This is a genomic window from Escherichia sp. WS3063 (assembly GCF_046486595.1).
Classification (GTDB): Bacteria; Pseudomonadota; Gammaproteobacteria; order Enterobacterales; family Enterobacteriaceae; genus Escherichia; species Escherichia coli.
This window is the reverse complement of sequence record NZ_JBJQKY010000007.1, coordinates 63,454-82,826: the sequence shown is the minus strand read 5'-3', so window position 1 is coordinate 82,826 and position 19,373 is coordinate 63,454. Positions and strand designations below refer to the sequence as shown.

The following is a 19,373-nucleotide window of genomic DNA, read 5'->3' as shown; positions in this document are numbered from 1 at the left end:
TCCTTACTTCAGCGGCGAACGGTTACGATCAATGCCGTAGCGTTCGATCTCTTTATACGGCACGGTTTTTGACTGGCGCTTGCGCACATCAACCAGCGTCACACGGTCGGTACAGGAGTAGCAGGGATCAAGGCTACCGATAATCAGCGGTGCGTCAGAAACGGTATTGCCGCGCAGCATGTAACGTAGCACTGGCCAGTTGGCGTAGGTGGCGGCACGACAGCGCCAGCGGAACAATTTTTGGTTATCACCGAGCATGCTCCAGTGCACGTCTTCACCACGTGGCGCTTCAACAAAGCCCAGCGCGAATGCGTGAGGTTTATAGCTAAAGCCTTCGGTCAGCAGTGGGGTATCTGGCATGTTGTCGAGGGCAAATTCCAGCATTGCCAGCGAATCAAACGTCTCTTTGACACGGACCATCACGCGGGAGAAGACATCGCCGCCGGTAAAGGTAAACAGCGTTTTGGGAATATTGCCGTAGTCGGCGTAGGGGTGATCAAAGCGCAAATCACGGGCAAAGCCACTGCCGCGGATCAGCGGCCCTACGGGGCTATAATCACGGGCGATTTGTCGGTCGAGAATGCCAATGCCCTGAGTGCGTTGTTCCATATTCGGCGTGGCAAGCAGCATCTCTACCAGCTCCGACACGTCGGCGCGCATCTCGCGCACCAGTTTCAGCGTTTGCAGACGTTGCTCTTTGAGAATATCGCGGCGAACACCACCAATCAGATTCAGACCGTAGGTTTTACGCGACCCGGTCAGCAATTCCGCCATCGTCATCGACTTTTCCCGCACGCGGAAAAATTGCATAAAGCCGGTATCAAAACCAACAAAATGGCAGGAGAGGCCAAGGTTGAGCAAATGACTATGCAGCCGTTCGACTTCCAGCAGAATCGAGCGAATAGTATGCGCTCGTTGCGGCACCTCAATCCCCAGTGCATTTTCAACCGAGTTGGTATAGGCCACACTGTGGGCAAAACCGCAAATCCCACACACGCGGTCGGATAAGAAGGTCACTTCGTTGTAGCCCATCCGCGTTTCTGCCAGTTTCTCCATGCCGCGATGGACATAAAACAGGCGGTAATCAGCATCGACAATTTGCTCGCCATCCACAAACAAGCGGAAGTGACCTGGTTCATCGGAGGTGATATGCAGCGGGCCGACAGGGATCACCCGCGCATCGCTGTTGCCCTCGTTGATAAACGGATACGTTTCGGTATCAGTCGTCGGTTCTGGGCGCAGTCGATAATCCATCGCGTCTTTGCGCAGCGGATGCATATCTTCCGGCCAGTCATCGGGCAACACCAGCCGACGCTGATCCGGCAGGCCAACCGGAATCAGCCCGTACATATCGCGAATTTCTCGCTCGCCCCAGACCGCGGCAGGGACGCGCGGTGTGACTGACGGAAACTCCCGACTGTCGGCATCGACCAGTGCCTTCACCACGATCCAGCATTTTTCGGCCCCTTCCATTGAAAGGGCATAATAAACCGCGTAATGACCGTTAAGTGTCCGCTCGTCGTTGCCAAACAGGACCGGAAGCCAGCCATCATGTTGATAATAAAGATAATGTACAACGTCAGGCAGCAGATTTATTTTCACCGTAATGGTGACCTGTTCAGGCGTTTGTCGCTCTTCATCCAGCACCGCGCCGGGGAACTGCGTTTTCAGGGCGGCGAGAATCGCTTCGCCACGATTTGACGATGAATTAACGTTCACTGTGTTTCTCCGAAACAGATGCGGTGCCTGAAGGCAAAAAATCATGCCAGGTGCTACGTTGTGCAGGCAGGTCGTGCGTCCCTGAGAGGACTATAGTGGAAGCGCCCGCCAGGATCCTGATGACAGGTTGTGGAATATGCGTTCCCATCGCCAGCATCATGACCAGCAGAATCACCATTGGCGAGGTGGTCAACCAGCCAAGTTCACCCCGGTTAACGGCCTGCGGCGGTTTCGCCATTAACACCCGCGCAGCCATCCGTACCAGGCCCGCCAGCACCAGCGTTAACAGCAATAACAGCAGGACGATAATCAGCAGGTGATTACGCGCCAGTCCGGCGGTAACGGTCATAAATTCGCTAAGAAAAATGTTGAAGGGCGGCATCCCGGCCAGCGCCAGCGCACCGCCGCCAAACAGCACGGCGGTAAATGGCATGATTTTGAGCATTCCGCAGACGACGTTGAGATCGCGCGTGCCGTACTTGAGCAGTACATTGCCGGAACCGCAGAACAGCAGCGTTTTTGCCAGACTGTGGTTTAAGGTGTGCAGCAGCGCAGCAAAAATTCCCAGCGGCCCGCCAATGCCTAGCGCCACCGCGACCAGTCCCATGTTCTCCACGCTGGAGTACGCCAGCAGACGCTTAATGTCCCGCTGTACCAGAATGAAAAATGCCGCCACGGCAACCGACAACATGCCGAAGATGAGCAACAACCGGTTGGGGAAATCGCTGCCGATGGCCTGGCAAATAATGATGTAATAGCGAATCAGCACCAACTGCGCGCAGTTCAGCAATACGGCGGAGAGCAGGGCGCTGACCGGACTCGGCGCTTCACTGTGAGCATCTGGCAGCCAGGCGTGCATGGGGAATAGCCCGGTTTTAGTGCCAAAGCCAATTAGCACAAACACAAAGGCCAACAGCATTAATGTTGGGTCAAGCAAGGACGATTGCTTAAGAACCTCGCTCCAGAATATCGCCATTTCTGCCTGCGGCATAACGCTGGCGGCGTTGGCGTATACCAGCACGGTACCGAACAGACCAAAAGCGACACCAACAGTACAAATAATGATGTACTTCCATGCAGCTTCCAGCGATGAACGCTGACCGTAAATGCCTACCAGAAACGCCGAGCTTAAGGTGGTGGCTTCGATCGCCGCCCACATCACAATCAGGTTATTGCTGGTAACAACCAGCAGCATGGTGAACAAAAACAGATGGAAGAAACCGTAGTAATCGCACAGCGTAACGGGTGAAAGCTCGCCGTGCTCCACTTCATGACGCATGTAGCCAATCGAGTAAACACCGGTGAGAAAGCCAATCACACCAAGAATGGCGAGGAACAAACCGCCCAGACCATCAATATGAAGCCACAGTCCCGCAGTGAATATTTCTCCCGCATCAGCGGCAGTTTGGACCACCCAGAGTGCCAGAATCAGCAGCAGTGTGATCCCTAAGCTATGTAATACTGTCACCGCGCAAGTCGCAGAGTGCCCCCGTTTCCGGCAGGCAAAACAGAGCAGCGAAAAAAGCAGCGGCGTGAGCAGGAGTAAAGCGAACATCACAGAATAACTCATCTCATTATCCCTTCAGCGCGGTCAAGTTGTTCACGTCCAGCGTGCCGTGGGTACGCCATATTTTTCTTGCCAGTAACACCATCACAATGACGGCGAAGATGGCGTCGGTAGCGATACCAATTTCCACCAGTTCCGGTGCACGCCAGGCTAGAAGCGCCAGCACCAGATGGGAGCCGTTTTCCATCAGGCAGTAACCAAAAATTTGCCGCAGGATATTGCGCTGGCTGACAATGCACAGCAGGCCAAGCAGAAAATGACCTAACGCCACCGCCAGCGCCGGTTTCAGCCCGGTAGCCATCGGTAGCTTCACGGGCTGAACGACAAATGCGCAAAGCAGGACAATTAATGCCGCGAGCAATGCCATCATTGCCGGACCGAATAACGCTTTTTCCGGGATGTTCTGGGGAATATTTCGTGCAGCGTAAATCATGATTAACGGTACCAGCAGCACTTTGGTGATAAAGGCGCTGGCGGACCAGATCAGCAGTTGCTCTGCGACGAACAGGCACGAGAGAGTGGCGAAAATAGACACCAGCACCAGCGACTGGCAGGCGTAAAATCCGCATGACAGGCGATAGCTTTTGACGCTAATCACAAACAGCGATGTCAGCATCATCAGTCCCGCCAGATTATTTACGATCATAGAACCGGTCATTCATCATCTCCTTACTGCAACCAGGTCGCGGCGATTACGCTGGAAATCAGCGACATCACAATCAGTACAATCAACACCAGGCGCATTGATCCTGGCAGCGGTGCGGCATCGGCGACGGCTTCGCTCGGTTTGCCAGGCACGACGCGACCAAACCAGCGAATAAACCAGGCGAAACTGGCGACCGATTCAATCATCAGCAGAATCATGGCGGGCAGCAGGATCCAGTACTCCACTGACAACGAAAAACTGGCAGCAAACAGTGGGAATTTACTGAAGAAGCCGTTGAACGGCGGTACGCCAGTAATCGCCAGCGCGGCTACGCAGAAACCCACGCCTGGCAACGGCAGGGTGTGCAATACGCCACGCAGACGCGGCAACAAGCGCGTGCCGCAGCTGTAACTCAGCGCACCTGCTACAAGGAAAAATAGGCTTTTAGCGAACGCGTGGTTGACGATGTAGGCGATGCTGCCCTCCAGCGCCAGCCGCGAGCCGAAGATGGAGAGCGACAAGCCGAAAAACATCCAGCCAAGTTGAGTGATGGTCGACCAGGCCAGCAACCGCTTCATATCCTGCTGTGGCAAATACATCAGGAAGCCGTAAAGAATGGTGACCAGTGCCATGACCATGCCAATGCCGCCAATCACATGCGGGATATTGCCGCCGTCGATAATGGCACGGGCAAAAATGTAAACGCCCACTTTCACCATCGATGCGGCGTGGAGATAGGCGCTGATCGGTGTTGGCGCTTCCATTGCATCCGGTAGCCACGCTTGCATCGGTAGCTGGGCCGATTTTCCCCACGCGGCAATCAGGATGCCGCCATAAACCAGATAACGTGCGTCGCCGTGTAACTCGCTCATCGCGCTAAGCGCAAACGTTCCGGTCTGCAAAAACAGCGTGGCGGCGGCAAGATACAACCCCAGCGAACCGATATGAGTGATAAGTAACGCTTTTAGTGCTGAACGCTGCGCTTTATCGCTCTGGTAATAACTGATCAACGCCCAGGAGCAGCCGCCCGTAATTTCAAAAAACAACAACTGACCGAGCAGCGTCGAGGAGAGTACCAGTCCCGCCATCGCGCCGATAAACACCAGCAAAAATGCGTAATAACGATTCGTGCCGTTATGCGGGTGTTCGCGATTTTTATCCGTCAGATAACCCGTGGAGTAGATCGTGACCAGCAAACCGAGGAACACCACCACAAACAGAATCAGCGTACTCACGCGATCAATGACCAGGCCAAACAACGCCACATCCCCCACGTTGACCAACGTCAACGTGACGGCAACTTTATCGGCCTGATAAAACGCGGAGATCAGCGACAACATGCACAGCGTGGTCAGCGCGGCGAACAAAATCCCCCATTCGGCGGCCCGACGTTGTGGCGAAAACGAAACGACCAGTGCGCCGATAAAAGGCAGCAATAACGTCGTCAGAGCAAGATTTTCCATATTCCGTCAGTGCTCCTTACAGACCGGTTAACCAGAAGACCCAGGCAAGCGCAGCAAGGCTGAAGCCAAGCCAGGTCACATGGTGAATGAGTAAAAAACGCCCGCGTGCCAGCGTGTTTTCTGCGATAGAGGCCAGAACAAAAATCAGCAAAACCTTGAGCAGCGTAACGACAAGTGAAGTCAGCAGGCAGGTGAGAGAAAGCTCTTGCGCGCGCCCAAAGGGCAGAAACAGGGCCACAAACAGTGATGCCATCACGACCTGTTTCAGCCCCAGCCCCAACTTCGCCAGCGCCAGCCCGGCACCGGAATATTCGGTCAGCGGGCCTTCCTGTAATTCCTGTTCTGCTTCAGCAACATCAAAGGGAATTTTTCCCATCTCAATGAAGCAGGCAAAACCACAGGCCAGTAACGCCAGTACGGTGGTTAGCGGCGAGTTCCAGCCCGTCGCCAGCGTCTTGCTGATCATCTCGATATGCGTGGAATCCGCTATCAGCGCCAATACCAGCAGTGAGAGAATGAGCATGGGTTCGACCAGAATGCCGAGCGTTAACTCGCGACTGGCACCGATTCCCGCAAAGGGGCTTCCGGTATCCAGCCCGGAAAGAGCAAAGAAAAAACGAAATAGGGCAAGAAGATAGATAAGGGTGATCAGATCGCCGCCGCCCGCAAAAGGGGAAACAGTAATAAATAGTGGTAGGGCCATCGCCAGCACCAGCATGCTGCTGATTAATACCCACGGCATCAGGCGGAACATCAGACCTGAAGATGTCGGCGCAACTTCCTGGCGTTTAAACAGTTTGTGGATATCGCGATAATCCTGCCAGATCCCCGGTCCGCGACGGGAGTGCATACGCGCGCGTATCTGCCGGGAAATCCCCGTAAAAAGCGGGGTTAGCGCCAGCAGAATCACGGCCTGTGCTAACGCAAAAATGATCAGATATCCGTCGCAAAGAGTTTGTCTCATGGTGATTTCCTTAGACGGCAATAGCGATTAGCAGCACAACCAGTGCGGCGACCACATACAGGCAATAGAGACGAAAGTCGCCGCTTTGCAGATGCTGTATTTCTTTGGCCAGCCGTTGGGTGGCGCTCACGATGGGGCGGATCACCCGCTCATCCCAGAAGGGTTCTGTGCTCTGAGCCCTGGCGGTGACGTGCGCAAGACCTTTGTTCAGCCTCAGCGTAGGGTCGAGCTGTTGTCGTAGACGAAATAGCGCACAAAAGACCACACGCAGCGGCTGCATCACGCCATTGCCTGACGGGGCCATCGCATTATCCCAGCCGTAGCCGCATGCCCAGGCATCTCCTGTGCGACGAAACGCTGCGCGGCGCGAACGACACCACAGCCAGTAAAGGCCAGGCAGCAAAGGCATCGCCAGTAGTAACAGCAACAGTAATGAGGGAGTGACCCGTGTATGAAACGTGCCGGGTACAAGTGCTATTCCGCTGGCGACAGTGACGGGAGGGGTATTGGTAAACGCATGGGCAATGTGCATTATCTTCGGTGCCAGCCAACTGGCACTAAGCGCAATGAATACGCAGAGTGCCGCGAGCAGTAGCATGGCGACGATCATCGTATTTGGCACGTCCTGTGCCTCTTCAGCGTGTGTACTGCGCGGCGCACCACAGAAAGTAATGCCGTACATTTTGACGAAGCACATTACTGCCAGCCCACCAGTGACTGCCAGCATCACCATAGCAATAGGACCCGCAAGTTGTAGCGCTACGGCTTCCACACGACTTAGTGAGAACAGCGACTGCCAGGTGTACCATTCGCTGATAAAACCATTCAGCGGAGGAATGGCTGATATCGCGAGGCAACCAATCAGGCATGCTGCGGCTGTCCACGGCATCCGTTTTGCCAGTGCCCCCATTTTTTCCATGTCGTGGGTATGCAAACGCGAAATAATCGCACCCGCGCCGAGAAATAGCAGCCCTTTGAACAGCGCATGGTTGAGCAGATGAAACAGTGCGCCGAGCAGTCCAACCACGGTGAGCAGCGGGTCGTGCAGTGACAGACCGACCATGGACACACCGACCGCCAGCAAAATAATGCCGACGTTTTCGACGGTACTCCAGGCCAGCAGCCGTTTGATATCCTGTTCCGCCAGCGCATACAGCACGCCCAGGAGTGCGGAGATTGCGCCGATCGCCATCACCAGAATGCCCCACCACAGTGGCAAACCCGTTTGCGCCAGCAGATCCATCGCCACTTTCAGGATGCCGAAAATACCGATTTTGACCATTACGCCAGACATCAACGCCGAAGCGTGCGATGGTGCGGCAGGGTGAGCGCGCGGCAACCAGCTGTGCAACGGCATCATCCCGGCTTTCGCGCCAAAACCGAAAAAGGCCAGCAGGAACACCGCCGACGCCAGCCCCGGAGAAAGTGAATGCGTGCGGAAACTGGCAAAATCGAGGCTGCCGCTTTCGCGCCCCATCAGCAAGAAGGCGATCATAATCAGCACCGATCCGGCGTGGGCGATAAAAAAGTAGAGCATGCCAGCGTTGATCGACGTTTTATCCTGCCTGGCAATGACCAGAAACCAGGAAGACAGCGACATCATTTCAAACAGCACGATGAACCAAAAAGCGTTGTCCATCACCAGCAGGGCAACCATCGATGCGATGAAAAGATTCATAAAGAAGCCCATCGCCGCCGCGCCTTTACCCTCGTATTCGCGCATATAAGTCAATGAATAGAGCGAACAAACCACCACCAGCAAGGAGATAACCAGCACCATAAATGCCGAGAGGCTATCCATTCGCAGGGTTAAATCGGCAAATTCAAAAGGTGTGGCAAAACGGGCGGCTAAAGTTACGCCTGCATGTAATTGCGTAATTCCGCTGATGATGCCAATCACGCCGCCCACCAACGATGTGATGCCGGAAAGCTTAATAGCCAGTCTGTCCAGACCGAGTAAAAATAGCGAAGCCAGACTGGCAAACAGATAGAGGATCAGCGACCAGGTTAATAATTGCAGGGCATCCATTAGCGTTGCTCCTGAGTGAGGGAAAGGGGATCCTCCCCGCCATTGGCAAACCAGCTTGCGGCAAGGCGCTGTTTTTCTTTCATCTGACGTTGCAGGCTATCGTCGGTGATCAGCCGTAACGCCTGATTCGGACAAGCGCGAACGCAGGCCGGACCTTCTGGCAAGAAATCACACAGGTCGCATTTCACCGCGACTGTCTGGACACCCGGTTCCCAGCGCAGCAAAGCATGTTGGGTTGGCGCGTTTTCTTCGCCGTCTTTGAGTGAGCCCTCAGCCTGAAAAACATATTGCGCAGGGGCATTCACCGGACGGCTTCCTGAAGCGCTGATTGCGCCAAATGGGCAGACCACGGCGCAAAGCTTGCAGCCAATACAGAGGCTTTCGTTGAGTTGGATCGCATCGTCCCTCTGGGAGATGGCATTGACCGGGCAGACCTGCAGGCAAGGGGCTTCCTCACAGTGATGACACACGACAGGGGCAGTGAGTGTTGACGTCTTCGCCAGGGCCAGGCGCGGGTGTTGCTGTAAACCTTGCGTTTTATGCACGTCCGAACAGGCAGCGAGACAGGTATTACATCCTGTACACCACAGTGGTTCGGCCACCACAAAGCGGTTCATGTCGGCTCCTTGAAAATGATATGAAACATTGCATTTCATATTGCATAAAGGATGCCAGTCTGATTAATTTAATATATTCAATGAGTTATGAATTAACTGGATTCTGAACGGTACAAAAATGATGGTCATTAACGTTCAGCAAAAAATGAATTCGACACCCGTGTCGCAGGGGAAAGCGAGAATGTGATCTTGATCACGAGAAGTGAGGTGTGCTGACCGCAAGCGCAGCCAGCACGGAATGGAGCAAAGTAATCAGGCGTGTTCTTTCAGCCAGTTCAGCACAACGTCGTGGTGATTGCTGGTTTTGAAATCGTCAAAGACATGTTCGATTTTGCCATCAGCGTCAATCAGGAAGCTGATGCGATGAATACCATCGTAGGTTTTGCCCATGAAGGACTTTTCACCCCAGACGCCGAATTGTTCGCACACCTGGTGGTCCTCATCAGACAGGAGCGTAAAGTTAAGCAGCTCTTTTTCCGCAAAACGGGAGAGTTTTTCGGGTTTATCGGTGCTGATACCCAGCACATCAACGCCCGCTTTTTTCAACTCATCCATGTTATCGCGTAAGCCGCAGGCCTGTACGGTACAGCCGGGGGTCATGGCTTTCGGGTAGAAATAAACCAGAACACGCTGTCCCTGGAAGTCGGTCAAATTAACTTGTTCTCCGTCTTGATCCGGCAAGCTAAATTTCGGTGCGATATCACCGGCTTTCAGTGGATTCATTACTTAACTCCATCCTGTTCATCATGTTGGGAATAATTGACGACGTTAATACTGCCTTGTGCATTGAGTTCTGTACATAGGGCTTTGAACGCTTGCTCAATATTTGCTGCGTCCGCAGATGCGGGGCTGTGGGCAGTTATCTGAATATGCAACTGCGCAGCCCGTTCATTTTCAGCAGGTTGCGTGCGCGACACCAGCTCCGCAATGTTCATATGATGCGCGTCGAAAAGTGCTGTGAAGCGTTCAATTAAATGCGGGGAGTCTGCCACATCGACCTGAACCCAGACAGATGCTGGCATTGGCGGACGCGGACGCGCCGTCGTGCGCTTCATCACGATTAAAAGATCCAGTTCGGCACCTTTCAACGGTAACGTTGATTCAATCAGAGTAATGGCATTCCATGAACCGGAAAGCAGCATGATAAACGTGAACTCTTCTCCCAGCATCGCCAGGCGACTGTCTTCAATATTACAGCCGCAACTACTGACATGACGGGTGATGGTGTTCACTATTCCAGGGCGATCGGCACCCAACGCAGTGATCACCAGATAATGTTGCGATGACAGTGTCAAACTGGTTATTCCTTCAAGGGGTGAGTTGTTCTTAAGGAAAGCATAAAAAAAACATGCATACAACAATCAGAACGGTTCTGTCTGCTTGCTTTTAATGCCATACCAAACGTACCATTGAGACACTTGTTTGCACAGAGGATGGCCCATGTTCACGGGAAGTATTGTCGCGATTGTTACTCCGATGGATGAAAAAGGTAATGTCTGTCGGGCTAGCTTGAAAAAACTGATTGATTATCATGTCGCCAGCGGTACTTCGGCGATCGTTTCTGTTGGCACCACTGGCGAGTCCGCTACCTTAAATCATGACGAACATGCTGATGTGGTGATGATGACGCTGGAGCTGGCTGACGGGCGCATTCCGGTGATTGCCGGGACCGGTGCTAACGCTACTGCGGAAGCCATTAGCCTGACGCAGCGCTTCAATGACAGCGGTATCGTCGGCTGCCTGACGGTAACCCCTTACTACAATCGTCCGTCGCAAGAAGGTTTGTATCAGCATTTCAAAGCCATCGCTGAACATACTGACCTGCCGCAAATTCTGTATAATGTGCCGTCCCGTACTGGCTGCGATCTGCTCCCGGAAACGGTGGGCCGTCTGGCGAAAGTAAAAAATATTATCGGAATCAAAGAGGCAACAGGGAACTTAACGCGTGTAAACCAGATCAAAGAGCTGGTTTCAGATGATTTTGTTCTGCTGAGCGGCGATGATGCGAGCGCGCTGGACTTCATGCAATTAGGCGGTCATGGGGTTATTTCCGTTACGGCTAACGTCGCAGCGCGTGATATGGCCCAGATGTGCAAACTGGCAGCAGAAGGGCATTTTGCCGAGGCACGCGTTATTAATCAGCGTCTGATGCCATTACACAACAAACTATTTGTCGAACCCAATCCAATCCCGGTGAAATGGGCATGTAAGGAACTGGGTCTTGTGGCGACCGATACGCTGCGCCTGCCAATGACACCTATCACCGACAGTGGTCGTGAGACGGTCAGAGCGGCGCTTAAGCATGCCGGTTTGCTGTAAAGTTTAGGGAGATTTGATGGCTTACTCTGTTCAAAAGTCGCGCCTGGCAAAGGTTGCGGGTGTTTCGCTTGTTTTATTACTCGCTGCCTGTAGTTCTGACTCACGCTATAAGCGTCAGGTCAGTGGTGATGAAGCCTACCTGGAAGCGGCACCGCTTGCGGAGCTTCATGCCCCGGCTGGAATGATTTTGCCGGTGACCTCCGGTGATTATGCAATCCCGGTGACCAACGGTAGTGGTGCTGTCGGTAAGGCGCTGGACATTCGTCCACCAGCCCAGCCGCTGGCACTGGTTTCTGGCGCGCGTACCCAGTTCACGGGCGATACCGCTTCATTGCTGGTGGAAAATGGTCGTGGCAATACTCTGTGGCCGCAGGTGGTTAGCGTGCTGCAGGCGAAAAACTACACCATCACCCAACGTGATGATGCTGGTCAGACACTGACCACCGATTGGGTACAATGGAACCGTCTGGACGAAGACGAGCAGTATCGTGGTCGTTATCAAATCTCTGTTAAGCCGCAGGGTTATCAGCAGGCGGTTACGGTTAAACTGCTGAACCTGGAACAGGCGGGCAAACCGGTTGCAGACGCGGCTTCCATGCAGCGTTACAGCACGGAGATGATGAACGTTATTTCCGCCGGTCTGGATAAATCTGCCACTGACGCCGCGAACGCTGCGCAAAATCGTGCCTCCACCACTATGGACGTACAAAGTGCAGCTGATGACACCGGTTTACCGATGCTGGTCGTACGCGGGCCGTTCAATGTGGTTTGGCAACGTCTGCCAGCGGCGCTGGAAAAAGTGGGCATGAAAGTGACCGACAGCACCCGTTCGCAGGGTAACATGGCCGTAACTTACAAGCCGCTGTCTGACAGCGACTGGCAGGAACTGGGCGCGAGCGATCCAGGCCTGGCATCCGGTGACTATAAACTGCAGGTTGGCGATTTAGATAACCGCAGCAGCCTACAGTTCATCGATCCGAAAGGTCATACTCTGACTCAGAGTCAGAATGACGCGCTGGTAGCTGTCTTCCAGGCTGCGTTTAGCAAGTAAAAATACAGGGCTGGAGTCATCCGGCCCTTTTTTCTGATATGATACGCAAACGTGTGCGTCGGCAGAAAAATGCGATTTTAGCGGTAATTCGCACGAAATTTGTTTGTCGGACGTAGGTCGGATAAGGCGTTCTTGCCGCATCCGACAAAACATCCGGCACACCAGACAGCAATAGATTTTAAAACGTTAATTCACACCCAGGAGTGATAAAGATGCAAAAGCAAGCTGAGTTGTATCGTGGTAAAGCGAAAACCGTATACAGCACGGAAAACCCGGACCTGTTGGTGCTCGAATTCCGCAATGATACGTCAGCAGGGGATGGCGCGCGCATTGAGCAGTTTGATCGCAAAGGTATGGTGAACAACAAGTTCAACTACTTCATTATGAGCAAACTGGCTGAAGCGGGTATCCCGACTCAAATGGAGCGTCTGCTCTCCGATACCGAATGTCTGGTGAAAAAGCTGGATATGGTGCCGGTTGAGTGTGTCGTGCGTAACCGTGCTGCTGGCTCTCTGGTGAAACGTCTTGGAATCGAAGAAGGTATTGAGCTGAACCCGCCGCTGTTCGATCTGTTCCTGAAAAACGACGCCATGCACGATCCGATGGTCAACGAATCTTACTGCGAAACCTTTGGCTGGGTAAGCAAAGAGAACCTGGCACGCATGAAAGAGCTGACCTACAAAGCGAACGACGTGCTGAAAAAACTGTTCGATGATGCTGGTCTCATTCTGGTCGACTTCAAGCTGGAGTTTGGTCTGTACAAAGGTGAAGTGGTACTGGGCGATGAGTTCTCCCCGGACGGCAGCCGCTTGTGGGACAAAGAAACGCTGGAGAAAATGGACAAAGACCGTTTCCGCCAGAGCCTCGGTGGCCTGATCGAGGCCTATGAAGCCGTCGCCCGCCGCCTGGGTGTACAGCTGGACTGATTTTTCTGTTCATCATCTTGCCGTGCAGCTGGCACGGCAAGACAACCGCTCTCATAAGATGAGTATTGAACGCTCATTCCTCCGCCATTTCATCCCGCTTTCCTGTGGTAATCTTCCTCTGAACCACCTACGATCATTTCTATAATGAATATATTGTTGAGGTATCTATGCGTTGGCAAGGGCGACGTGAAAGTGACAATGTTGAAGACAGGCGCAACAGCTCTGGTGGTCCGTCAATGGGCGGTCCAGGTTTTCGCCTGCCAAGCGGTAAAGGCGGGCTGATTTTACTGATAGTCGTGCTGGTTGCAGGCTACTATGGTGTTGATTTAACCGGGTTGATGACCGGGCAGCCCGTTTCCCAACAGCAATCAACGCGTTCAATTAGCCCAAATGAAGACGAAGCGGCAAAATTCACTTCGGTGATTCTGGCAACCACGGAAGACACCTGGGGACAACAGTTCGAGAAGATGGGTAAGACCTATCAGCAACCGAAGCTGGTCATGTACCGTGGAATGACGCGTACCGGATGCGGGGCGGGCCAGTCCATAATGGGGCCGTTCTATTGCCCGGCGGATGGCACGGTTTATATCGATCTCTCCTTCTATGATGACATGAAAGACAAACTTGGCGCGGACGGCGATTTTGCCCAGGGGTACGTTATTGCCCATGAAGTCGGTCATCATGTGCAGAAATTGTTAGGCATCGAGCCGAAAGTTCGTCAACTGCAACAAAACGCGACGCAGGCGGAAGTGAACCGCTTATCTGTGCGTATGGAACTCCAGGCCGACTGTTTTGCCGGTGTCTGGGGGCATAGTATGCAGCAGCAAGGTGTTCTGGAAACTGGCGATCTGGAAGAGGCGCTGAACGCGGCGCAGGCCATCGGCGATGACCGTTTACAACAGCAAAGTCAGGGGCGAGTAGTACCAGACAGTTTCACTCATGGCACTTCTCAGCAACGCTACAGCTGGTTTAAACGTGGTTTCGACAGCGGCGATCCGGCACAATGCAATACTTTTGGTAAAAGCATTTAACTTCCGGGGCAGGGATGGCTGAACTGACTGCGCTTCACACATTAACAGCGCAAATGAAACGTGAAGGGATCCGCCGCTTGCTGGTGTTGAGCGGGGAAGAGGGGTGGTGTTTTGATCATGCGCTTAAGTTGCGTGATGCCTTACCTGGCGACTGGCTGTGGATTTCGCCGCAGCCAGATGCTGAAAACCACTGTTCTCCCTCGGCGCTACAAACTTTACTTGGGCGCGAGTTCCGGCATGCGGTATTCGACGCCCGCCACGGCTTTGATGCCGCTGCCTTTGCGGCACTTAGCGGAACGTTGAAAGCGGGAAGCTGGCTGGTGTTGTTACTCCCTGTATGGGATGAGTGGGAAAACCAACCTGATGCCGACTCGCTGCGCTGGAGTGATTGCCCTGACCCTATTGCGACGCCGCATTTTGTCCAGCATTTCAAACGCGTACTTACGGCGAATAACGACGCTATCCTCTGGCGGCAGAACCAGCCGTTCACGTTGGCGCATTTTACTCCCCGTACTGACTGGCACCCCGCGACCGGCGCACCACAGCCAGAACAACAGCAACTCTTACAGCAGCTACTGACCATGCCATTGGGCGTGGCGGTGGTAACGGCTGCGCGTGGGCGCGGTAAATCGGCGCTGGCAGGGCAACTCATTTCTCGTATTGCGGGTAGTGCGATTGTCACCGCGCCCGCAAAAGCGGCAACGTATGTACTGGCACAATTTGCGGGCGAGAAGTTTCGCTTTATTGCGCCGGATGCCTTGTTAGCCAGCGATGAGCAAGCCGACTGGCTGGTGGTCGATGAAGCCGCAGCCATACCTGCGCCGTTGTTGCATCAACTGGCATCGCGTTTTCCTCGAACGTTGTTAACCACTACGGTGCAGGGCTACGAAGGCACGGGACGTGGTTTTTTGCTGAAATTTTGCGCTCGCTTTCCGCATTTACACCGTTTTGAACTGCAACAGCCGATCCGCTGGGCACAGGGATGCCCGCTGGAAAAAATGGTCAGTGAGGCACTGGTTTTTGACGATGAAAACTTCACCCACACACCACAAGGCAATATCGTCATTTCCGCATTTGAACAGACGTTATGGCGAAGCGAGCCACAAACGCCGTTAAAGGTTTATCAGCTATTGTCTGGCGCGCACTACCGGACTTCGCCGCTGGATTTACGCCGGATGATGGATGCACCAGGGCAACATTTTTTACAGGCGGCTGGCGAAAACGAGATTGCCGGAGCGCTGTGGCTGGTGGATGAGGGCGGATTATCTCAAGAACTCAGTCAGGCGGTATGGGCGGGTTTTCGTCGCCCGCGGGGTAATCTGGTGGCCCAGTCGCTGGCGGCGCACGGCAGCAATCCACTGGCGGCGACATTGCGCGGAAGGCGGGTTAGCCGGATAGCAGTTCATCCGGCTCGTCAGCGGGAAGGCACAGGTCAGCAACTGATTGCTGGTGCTTTGCAATATACGCAGGACCTCGACTATCTTTCGGTGAGTTTTGGTTACACCGGGGAATTATGGCGTTTCTGGCAACGCTGCGGTTTTGTGCTGGTGCGAATGGGTAATCATCGTGAAGCCAGCAGCGGTTGCTATACGGCGATGGCACTGTTACCGATGAGTGATGCGGGTAAACAACTGGCTGAAGGTGAGCATTACCGTTTACGTCGCGATGCGCAAGCTCTCGCAAAGTGGAATGGCGAAACGCTTCCTGTTGATCCACTAAACGATGCCGTCCTTTCTGACGACGACTGGCTTGAACTGGCCGGTTTTGCTTTCGCTCATCGTCCGCTATTAACATCGTTAGGTTGCTTATTGCGTCTGCTACAAACCAGTGAACTGGCATTACCGGCGCTGCGTGGGCGTTTACAGAAAAACGTCAGCGACGCGCAGTTATGTACCACACTTAAACTTTCAGGCCGTAAGCTGTTACTGGTCCGTCAGCGGGAAGAAGCCGCGCAGGCGCTATACGCACTTGATGATGTTCGCACTGAGCGTTTGCGCGATCGCATAACGCAATGGCAATTTTTTCACTGACTCCTTCAATTTTCTCCCATGGTCATTGTGAGTCAGCGGCGTAAAATTAATGACATCAGTTAAGGAGTTCGCCATGAAACATGACCATTTTGTTGTTCAAAGCCCGGATAAACCTGCGCAACAGTTGTTACTGCTTTTCCACGGTGTCGGGGATAACCCGGTGGCAATGGGGGAAATAGGTAGCTGGTTTGCACCGCTATTTCCTGATGCGCTGGTGGTGAGTGTCGGAGGCGCGGAGCCGAGCGGTAATCCGGCGGGGCGTCAGTGGTTTTCGGTGCAGGGTATTACGGAAGATAATCGCCAGGCGCGTGTGGATGCCATCATGCCGACGTTTATTGAAACGGTGCGCTACTGGCAGAAACAGAGCGGAGTAGGGGCTAACGCCACGGCGCTAATCGGTTTCTCTCAAGGCGCGATTATGGCGCTGGAGAGCATTAAAGCCGAACCGGGCCTTGCCTCACGCGTCATTGCCTTTAACGGACGGTATGCGAGCCTGCCGGAAACTGCGTCTACAGCCACGACAATTCACCTGATTCATGGCGGTGAAGATCCGGTTATCGATCTGGCGCATGCGGTTGCGGCGCAGGAAGCGTTAATCAGTGCCGGTGGTGACGTGACGCTGGATATCGTGGAGGATTTAGGCCATGCGATCGACAATCGCAGTATGCAATTTGCTCTGGATCACTTGCGTTATACCATTCCGAAACATTATTTCGACGAAGCGCTAAGCGGCGGTAAGCCTGGCGATGATGATGTGATTGAAATGATGTAATAATAGCCGGGTAGGTCTGATAAGACTGTATCAGGCATCATGGCCGGATGCGGCGTTAACGCCTTATCCGGCCACTTAGCTTACTTCTTCGGTTGATCCTTTTTCGGCCAGTCGTCGTCATCGTCCCACTTATCGTTGAAATCACGATGCGGGGGAAGCTCCGGCTTGTTGGCGAGAAATTTCTTATGGTCGACGCGCTTGAGATCTTTAATCACGTTCAGCAGGACGCCTACCAAAAAGACAATCACCAGAATCCACCAATATTTAGCCAGCCAGTCCATGCTTATTTCCTCTTGCGGAACCACTCATCAGGCGACGAGCTGTTCCATGATACGTTGATACATACGGGCAAGTAGCTGCAGGTCGGCAGCGTTCACACATTCATTAATTTTATGAATAGTGGCATTGACCGGCCCGAGTTCCACCACCTGCGCCCCCATGCGGGCAATAAAGCGCCCGTCGGACGTTCCGCCTGTGGTCAGTAGCTGCGGTTTAATTTCATTATAGTGCTCAACCGCGTTAACGACCGCATCCACCAGTTTACCGCGTGCGGTCAAAAATGGCTGCCCGGAAAGCCACCAATCCACCGTATAGCGCAGTTGATGTTTTTCAAGCAGGGCAAGTACCTGCGCTTTGATCATCTCATCAGTCAGTTCGGTGCTGAAGCGGAAGTTAAACTGCACAAACAGTTCACCCGGAATAACGTTGTTACTGCCCGTTCCCGCCTGAATATTGGCAATCTGCATACTGGTCGCCGGGAAAAATTCATTGCCCTGATCCCACTCAATAGCCACTAATTCATTAAGGAAAGGTGCTGCGCGATGTACCGGATTGTCAGCCAGATGCGGGTAGGCAACATGCCCCTGAACGCCATGAATGGTAAGGTTGCAGGTTAATGATCCGCGACGACCATTTTTCACCACATCACCTACCACTTCGATACTCGACGGTTCGCCGACCAGGCAGTAATCGAGACGCTCATTACGTGCCATTAACGCCTCGACGACTTTTACCGTACCGTTGTGGGCACTGGCTTCTTCATCAGAGGTGATCAGAAATGCCAGTCGCCCCGTATGGTTGGGATGTTGTGCGACAAAACGTTCTGCCGCTACCACCATCGCCGCCAGCGAGCCTTTCATATCTGCCGCACCGCGCCCGAATAACATGCCGTCACGAATGGTGGGTTCAAACGGCGGATTGATCCAACGGTCGGCGTCGCCAGGCGGCACCACGTCGGTATGCCCGGCAAAGGCTAACGTTTCACCCTGCCCACGCCATGCCCAAAAATTCTGCGTATCGGCAAAGTCCATGCGTTCAACGGTAAAACCGATCGCCTGCAAACGTTCAATCAACAAAGCCTGGCATCCTGCGTCATCAGGACTCAGGGAAGGGCGGCGAATAAGCTGTTGTGTCAGCTCAATAACCGGGCACGACATAGACTACACCTCATGGAAAAATTGCTGATAACTGGATTCACTGAAACCCAGCAGCATAGGCTTACCAGGCGCGCAGAGCAATGGACGTTTGATAATTGCAGGCATTTCAGTCATTAATGTCGCCGCAGAGGCCGCATCGGTGATTTTATTGCGGGTGGTTTCGTCCAGTTTACGCCAGGTTGTACCACGGGTGTTGAGTAACGCTTCCCAGCCTAATTCGTTGATAAAACCGTTCAATAATTCGCTGTCCAATCCATCGACGCGGTAATCATGAAAACGATAGTCGATGTTATTGGCTTCCAGCCAACGGCGAGCCTTTTTAATGGTGTCACAATTTTTGATGCCGTAAAGTGTAACCATAATGAATCCTTTTTCGATTTATGAGAATAAATACTCATTTAAGGGTGAAAACATTTTGCCTGCAAATGATTATCAGGAAATATAACATTATCGAAGTATTCAAATTAACAACTATTAAATAATATTAAACATTTTTAACGTAAACATTAAAAATATTCATCTTGTTATCTGTCTGTATTTTAACCAGAATTAAATCAGTATTAGATGCCGTATGAATATCTCGAAATGTTGCTGTGTATCACATACAAATTATCACCGCAGGACCATAGTATTTACATAAGGTTTGTCCCCCGGAGGTAGTCATCGCAGCAATCGAGTAAATTAGCTTCACCACGGTATATTGTTTCCGTAGAATACCCATAATTATAAGAGAGGTTGTTATGATTGAACGTGAACTGGGGAACTGGAAAGACTTTATCGAAGTTATGCTTCGTAAGTAATTC

The 19,373-nt window shown here is 53.0% G+C and carries 19 protein-coding genes; 7 read left to right on the top strand and 12 right to left on the bottom strand.

From position 1 onward, the window contains the following. Positions 1-3: 3 nt before the first annotated feature. The 9 genes from hyfG to ACJHYW_RS09275 all read right to left on the bottom strand — a co-directional run bounded on the left by hyfG (position 4) and on the right by ACJHYW_RS09275 (position 10,300). On the bottom strand, positions 4-1,719 hold the full coding sequence (gene hyfG / locus ACJHYW_RS09315; protein WP_001102312.1) for a hydrogenase 4 catalytic subunit HyfG: 1,716 nt from the start codon (positions 1,717-1,719) through the stop codon (positions 4-6). Beyond that, entirely contained in the window at positions 1,709-3,289 is a 1,581-nt protein-coding gene (gene hyfF / locus ACJHYW_RS09310) for a hydrogenase 4 subunit F (RefSeq protein WP_000122512.1), read from the bottom strand. Before hyfF ends, hyfG begins: the two co-directional genes overlap by 11 nt. A 4-nt stretch (positions 3,290-3,293) precedes the next feature. Next, entirely contained in the window at positions 3,294-3,944 is a 651-nt protein-coding gene (gene hyfE / locus ACJHYW_RS09305; RefSeq protein ID WP_000148001.1) for a hydrogenase 4 membrane subunit, read from the bottom strand. Between the two features lie 11 nt (positions 3,945-3,955). Beyond that, positions 3,956-5,395, bottom strand: a complete 1,440-nt coding sequence (gene hyfD / locus ACJHYW_RS09300) for a hydrogenase 4 subunit HyfD (protein WP_000429085.1) — start codon at positions 5,393-5,395, stop codon at positions 3,956-3,958. A gap of 16 nt (positions 5,396-5,411) precedes the next feature. Beyond that, positions 5,412-6,359 (bottom strand): hydrogenase 4 subunit HyfC, encoded by a 948-nt coding sequence (gene hyfC / locus ACJHYW_RS09295; RefSeq protein WP_001361594.1) that lies wholly within the window; start codon positions 6,357-6,359, stop codon positions 5,412-5,414. Positions 6,360-6,369: 10 nt separating this feature from the next. Beyond that, entirely contained in the window at positions 6,370-8,388 is a 2,019-nt protein-coding gene (hyfB, locus tag ACJHYW_RS09290; protein WP_061092813.1) for a hydrogenase 4 subunit B, read from the bottom strand. Next, positions 8,388-9,005 carry a hydrogenase 4 subunit HyfA gene (gene hyfA, locus ACJHYW_RS09285; RefSeq protein ID WP_001351419.1) on the bottom strand — a complete coding sequence of 206 codons (618 nt, stop codon included), beginning with the start codon at positions 9,003-9,005 and terminating at the stop codon, positions 8,388-8,390. The genes hyfB and hyfA overlap by 1 nt, the downstream gene beginning before the upstream one ends. 252 nt (positions 9,006-9,257) lie before the next feature. Continuing rightward, complete coding sequence (gene bcp, locus ACJHYW_RS09280) at positions 9,258-9,728, bottom strand: thioredoxin-dependent thiol peroxidase (RefSeq protein WP_001068682.1); 471 nt, start codon at positions 9,726-9,728, stop codon at positions 9,258-9,260. Continuing rightward, positions 9,728-10,300 (bottom strand): glycine cleavage system transcriptional repressor, encoded by a 573-nt coding sequence (locus ACJHYW_RS09275; RefSeq protein ID WP_000176187.1) that lies wholly within the window; start codon positions 10,298-10,300, stop codon positions 9,728-9,730. The genes bcp and ACJHYW_RS09275 overlap by 1 nt, the downstream gene beginning before the upstream one ends. A gap of 145 nt (positions 10,301-10,445) precedes the next feature. Between ACJHYW_RS09275 and dapA the strand changes: the two genes are divergently transcribed. The 6 genes from dapA to ypfH all read left to right on the top strand — a co-directional run bounded on the left by dapA (position 10,446) and on the right by ypfH (position 17,134). Beyond that, positions 10,446-11,324, top strand: coding sequence for a 4-hydroxy-tetrahydrodipicolinate synthase (gene dapA / locus ACJHYW_RS09270; RefSeq protein ID WP_001295469.1), 879 nt, complete (start codon positions 10,446-10,448; stop codon positions 11,322-11,324). Positions 11,325-11,340: 16 nt separating this feature from the next. Further along, positions 11,341-12,375 (top strand): outer membrane protein assembly factor BamC, encoded by a 1,035-nt coding sequence (gene bamC, locus ACJHYW_RS09265; protein ID WP_001297320.1) that lies wholly within the window; start codon positions 11,341-11,343, stop codon positions 12,373-12,375. 212 nt (positions 12,376-12,587) lie between these two features. Further along, entirely contained in the window at positions 12,588-13,301 is a 714-nt protein-coding gene (gene purC, locus ACJHYW_RS09260; RefSeq protein ID WP_001295467.1) for a phosphoribosylaminoimidazolesuccinocarboxamide synthase, read from the top strand. Positions 13,302-13,468: 167 nt separating this feature from the next. Continuing rightward, positions 13,469-14,332, top strand: a complete 864-nt coding sequence (locus tag ACJHYW_RS09255; protein WP_001267498.1) for a neutral zinc metallopeptidase — start codon at positions 13,469-13,471, stop codon at positions 14,330-14,332. 14 nt (positions 14,333-14,346) lie between these two features. Next, positions 14,347-16,362, top strand: a complete 2,016-nt coding sequence (gene tmcA / locus ACJHYW_RS09250; protein WP_061092812.1) for a tRNA cytosine(34) acetyltransferase TmcA — start codon at positions 14,347-14,349, stop codon at positions 16,360-16,362. A 73-nt stretch (positions 16,363-16,435) separates the two neighbouring features. Then, positions 16,436-17,134: an esterase gene (ypfH, locus tag ACJHYW_RS09245; protein WP_000679812.1), complete on the top strand. Its 699-nt coding sequence runs from the start codon at positions 16,436-16,438 to the stop codon at positions 17,132-17,134. A gap of 80 nt (positions 17,135-17,214) precedes the next feature. Here the strand turns inward: ypfH and ACJHYW_RS09240 are convergent, their stop codons facing one another. The 3 genes from ACJHYW_RS09240 to ACJHYW_RS09230 are packed head-to-tail and all read right to left on the bottom strand — an operon-like array spanning position 17,215 to position 18,930. Then, on the bottom strand, positions 17,215-17,415 hold the full coding sequence (locus tag ACJHYW_RS09240) for a YpfN family protein (RefSeq protein ID WP_000383836.1): 201 nt from the start codon (positions 17,413-17,415) through the stop codon (positions 17,215-17,217). A gap of 27 nt (positions 17,416-17,442) precedes the next feature. After that, on the bottom strand, positions 17,443-18,570 hold the full coding sequence (gene dapE / locus ACJHYW_RS09235; RefSeq protein ID WP_001277801.1) for a succinyl-diaminopimelate desuccinylase: 1,128 nt from the start codon (positions 18,568-18,570) through the stop codon (positions 17,443-17,445). Positions 18,571-18,573: 3 nt separating this feature from the next. Beyond that, positions 18,574-18,930 carry an ArsC family reductase gene (locus ACJHYW_RS09230; protein WP_000258253.1) on the bottom strand — a complete coding sequence of 119 codons (357 nt, stop codon included), beginning with the start codon at positions 18,928-18,930 and terminating at the stop codon, positions 18,574-18,576. A gap of 380 nt (positions 18,931-19,310) precedes the next feature. Between ACJHYW_RS09230 and ypfM the strand changes: the two genes are divergently transcribed. Further along, complete coding sequence (ypfM, locus tag ACJHYW_RS09225; RefSeq protein ID WP_001386977.1) at positions 19,311-19,370, top strand: protein YpfM; 60 nt, start codon at positions 19,311-19,313, stop codon at positions 19,368-19,370. The last annotated feature ends 3 nt before the right edge of the window (positions 19,371-19,373 follow it).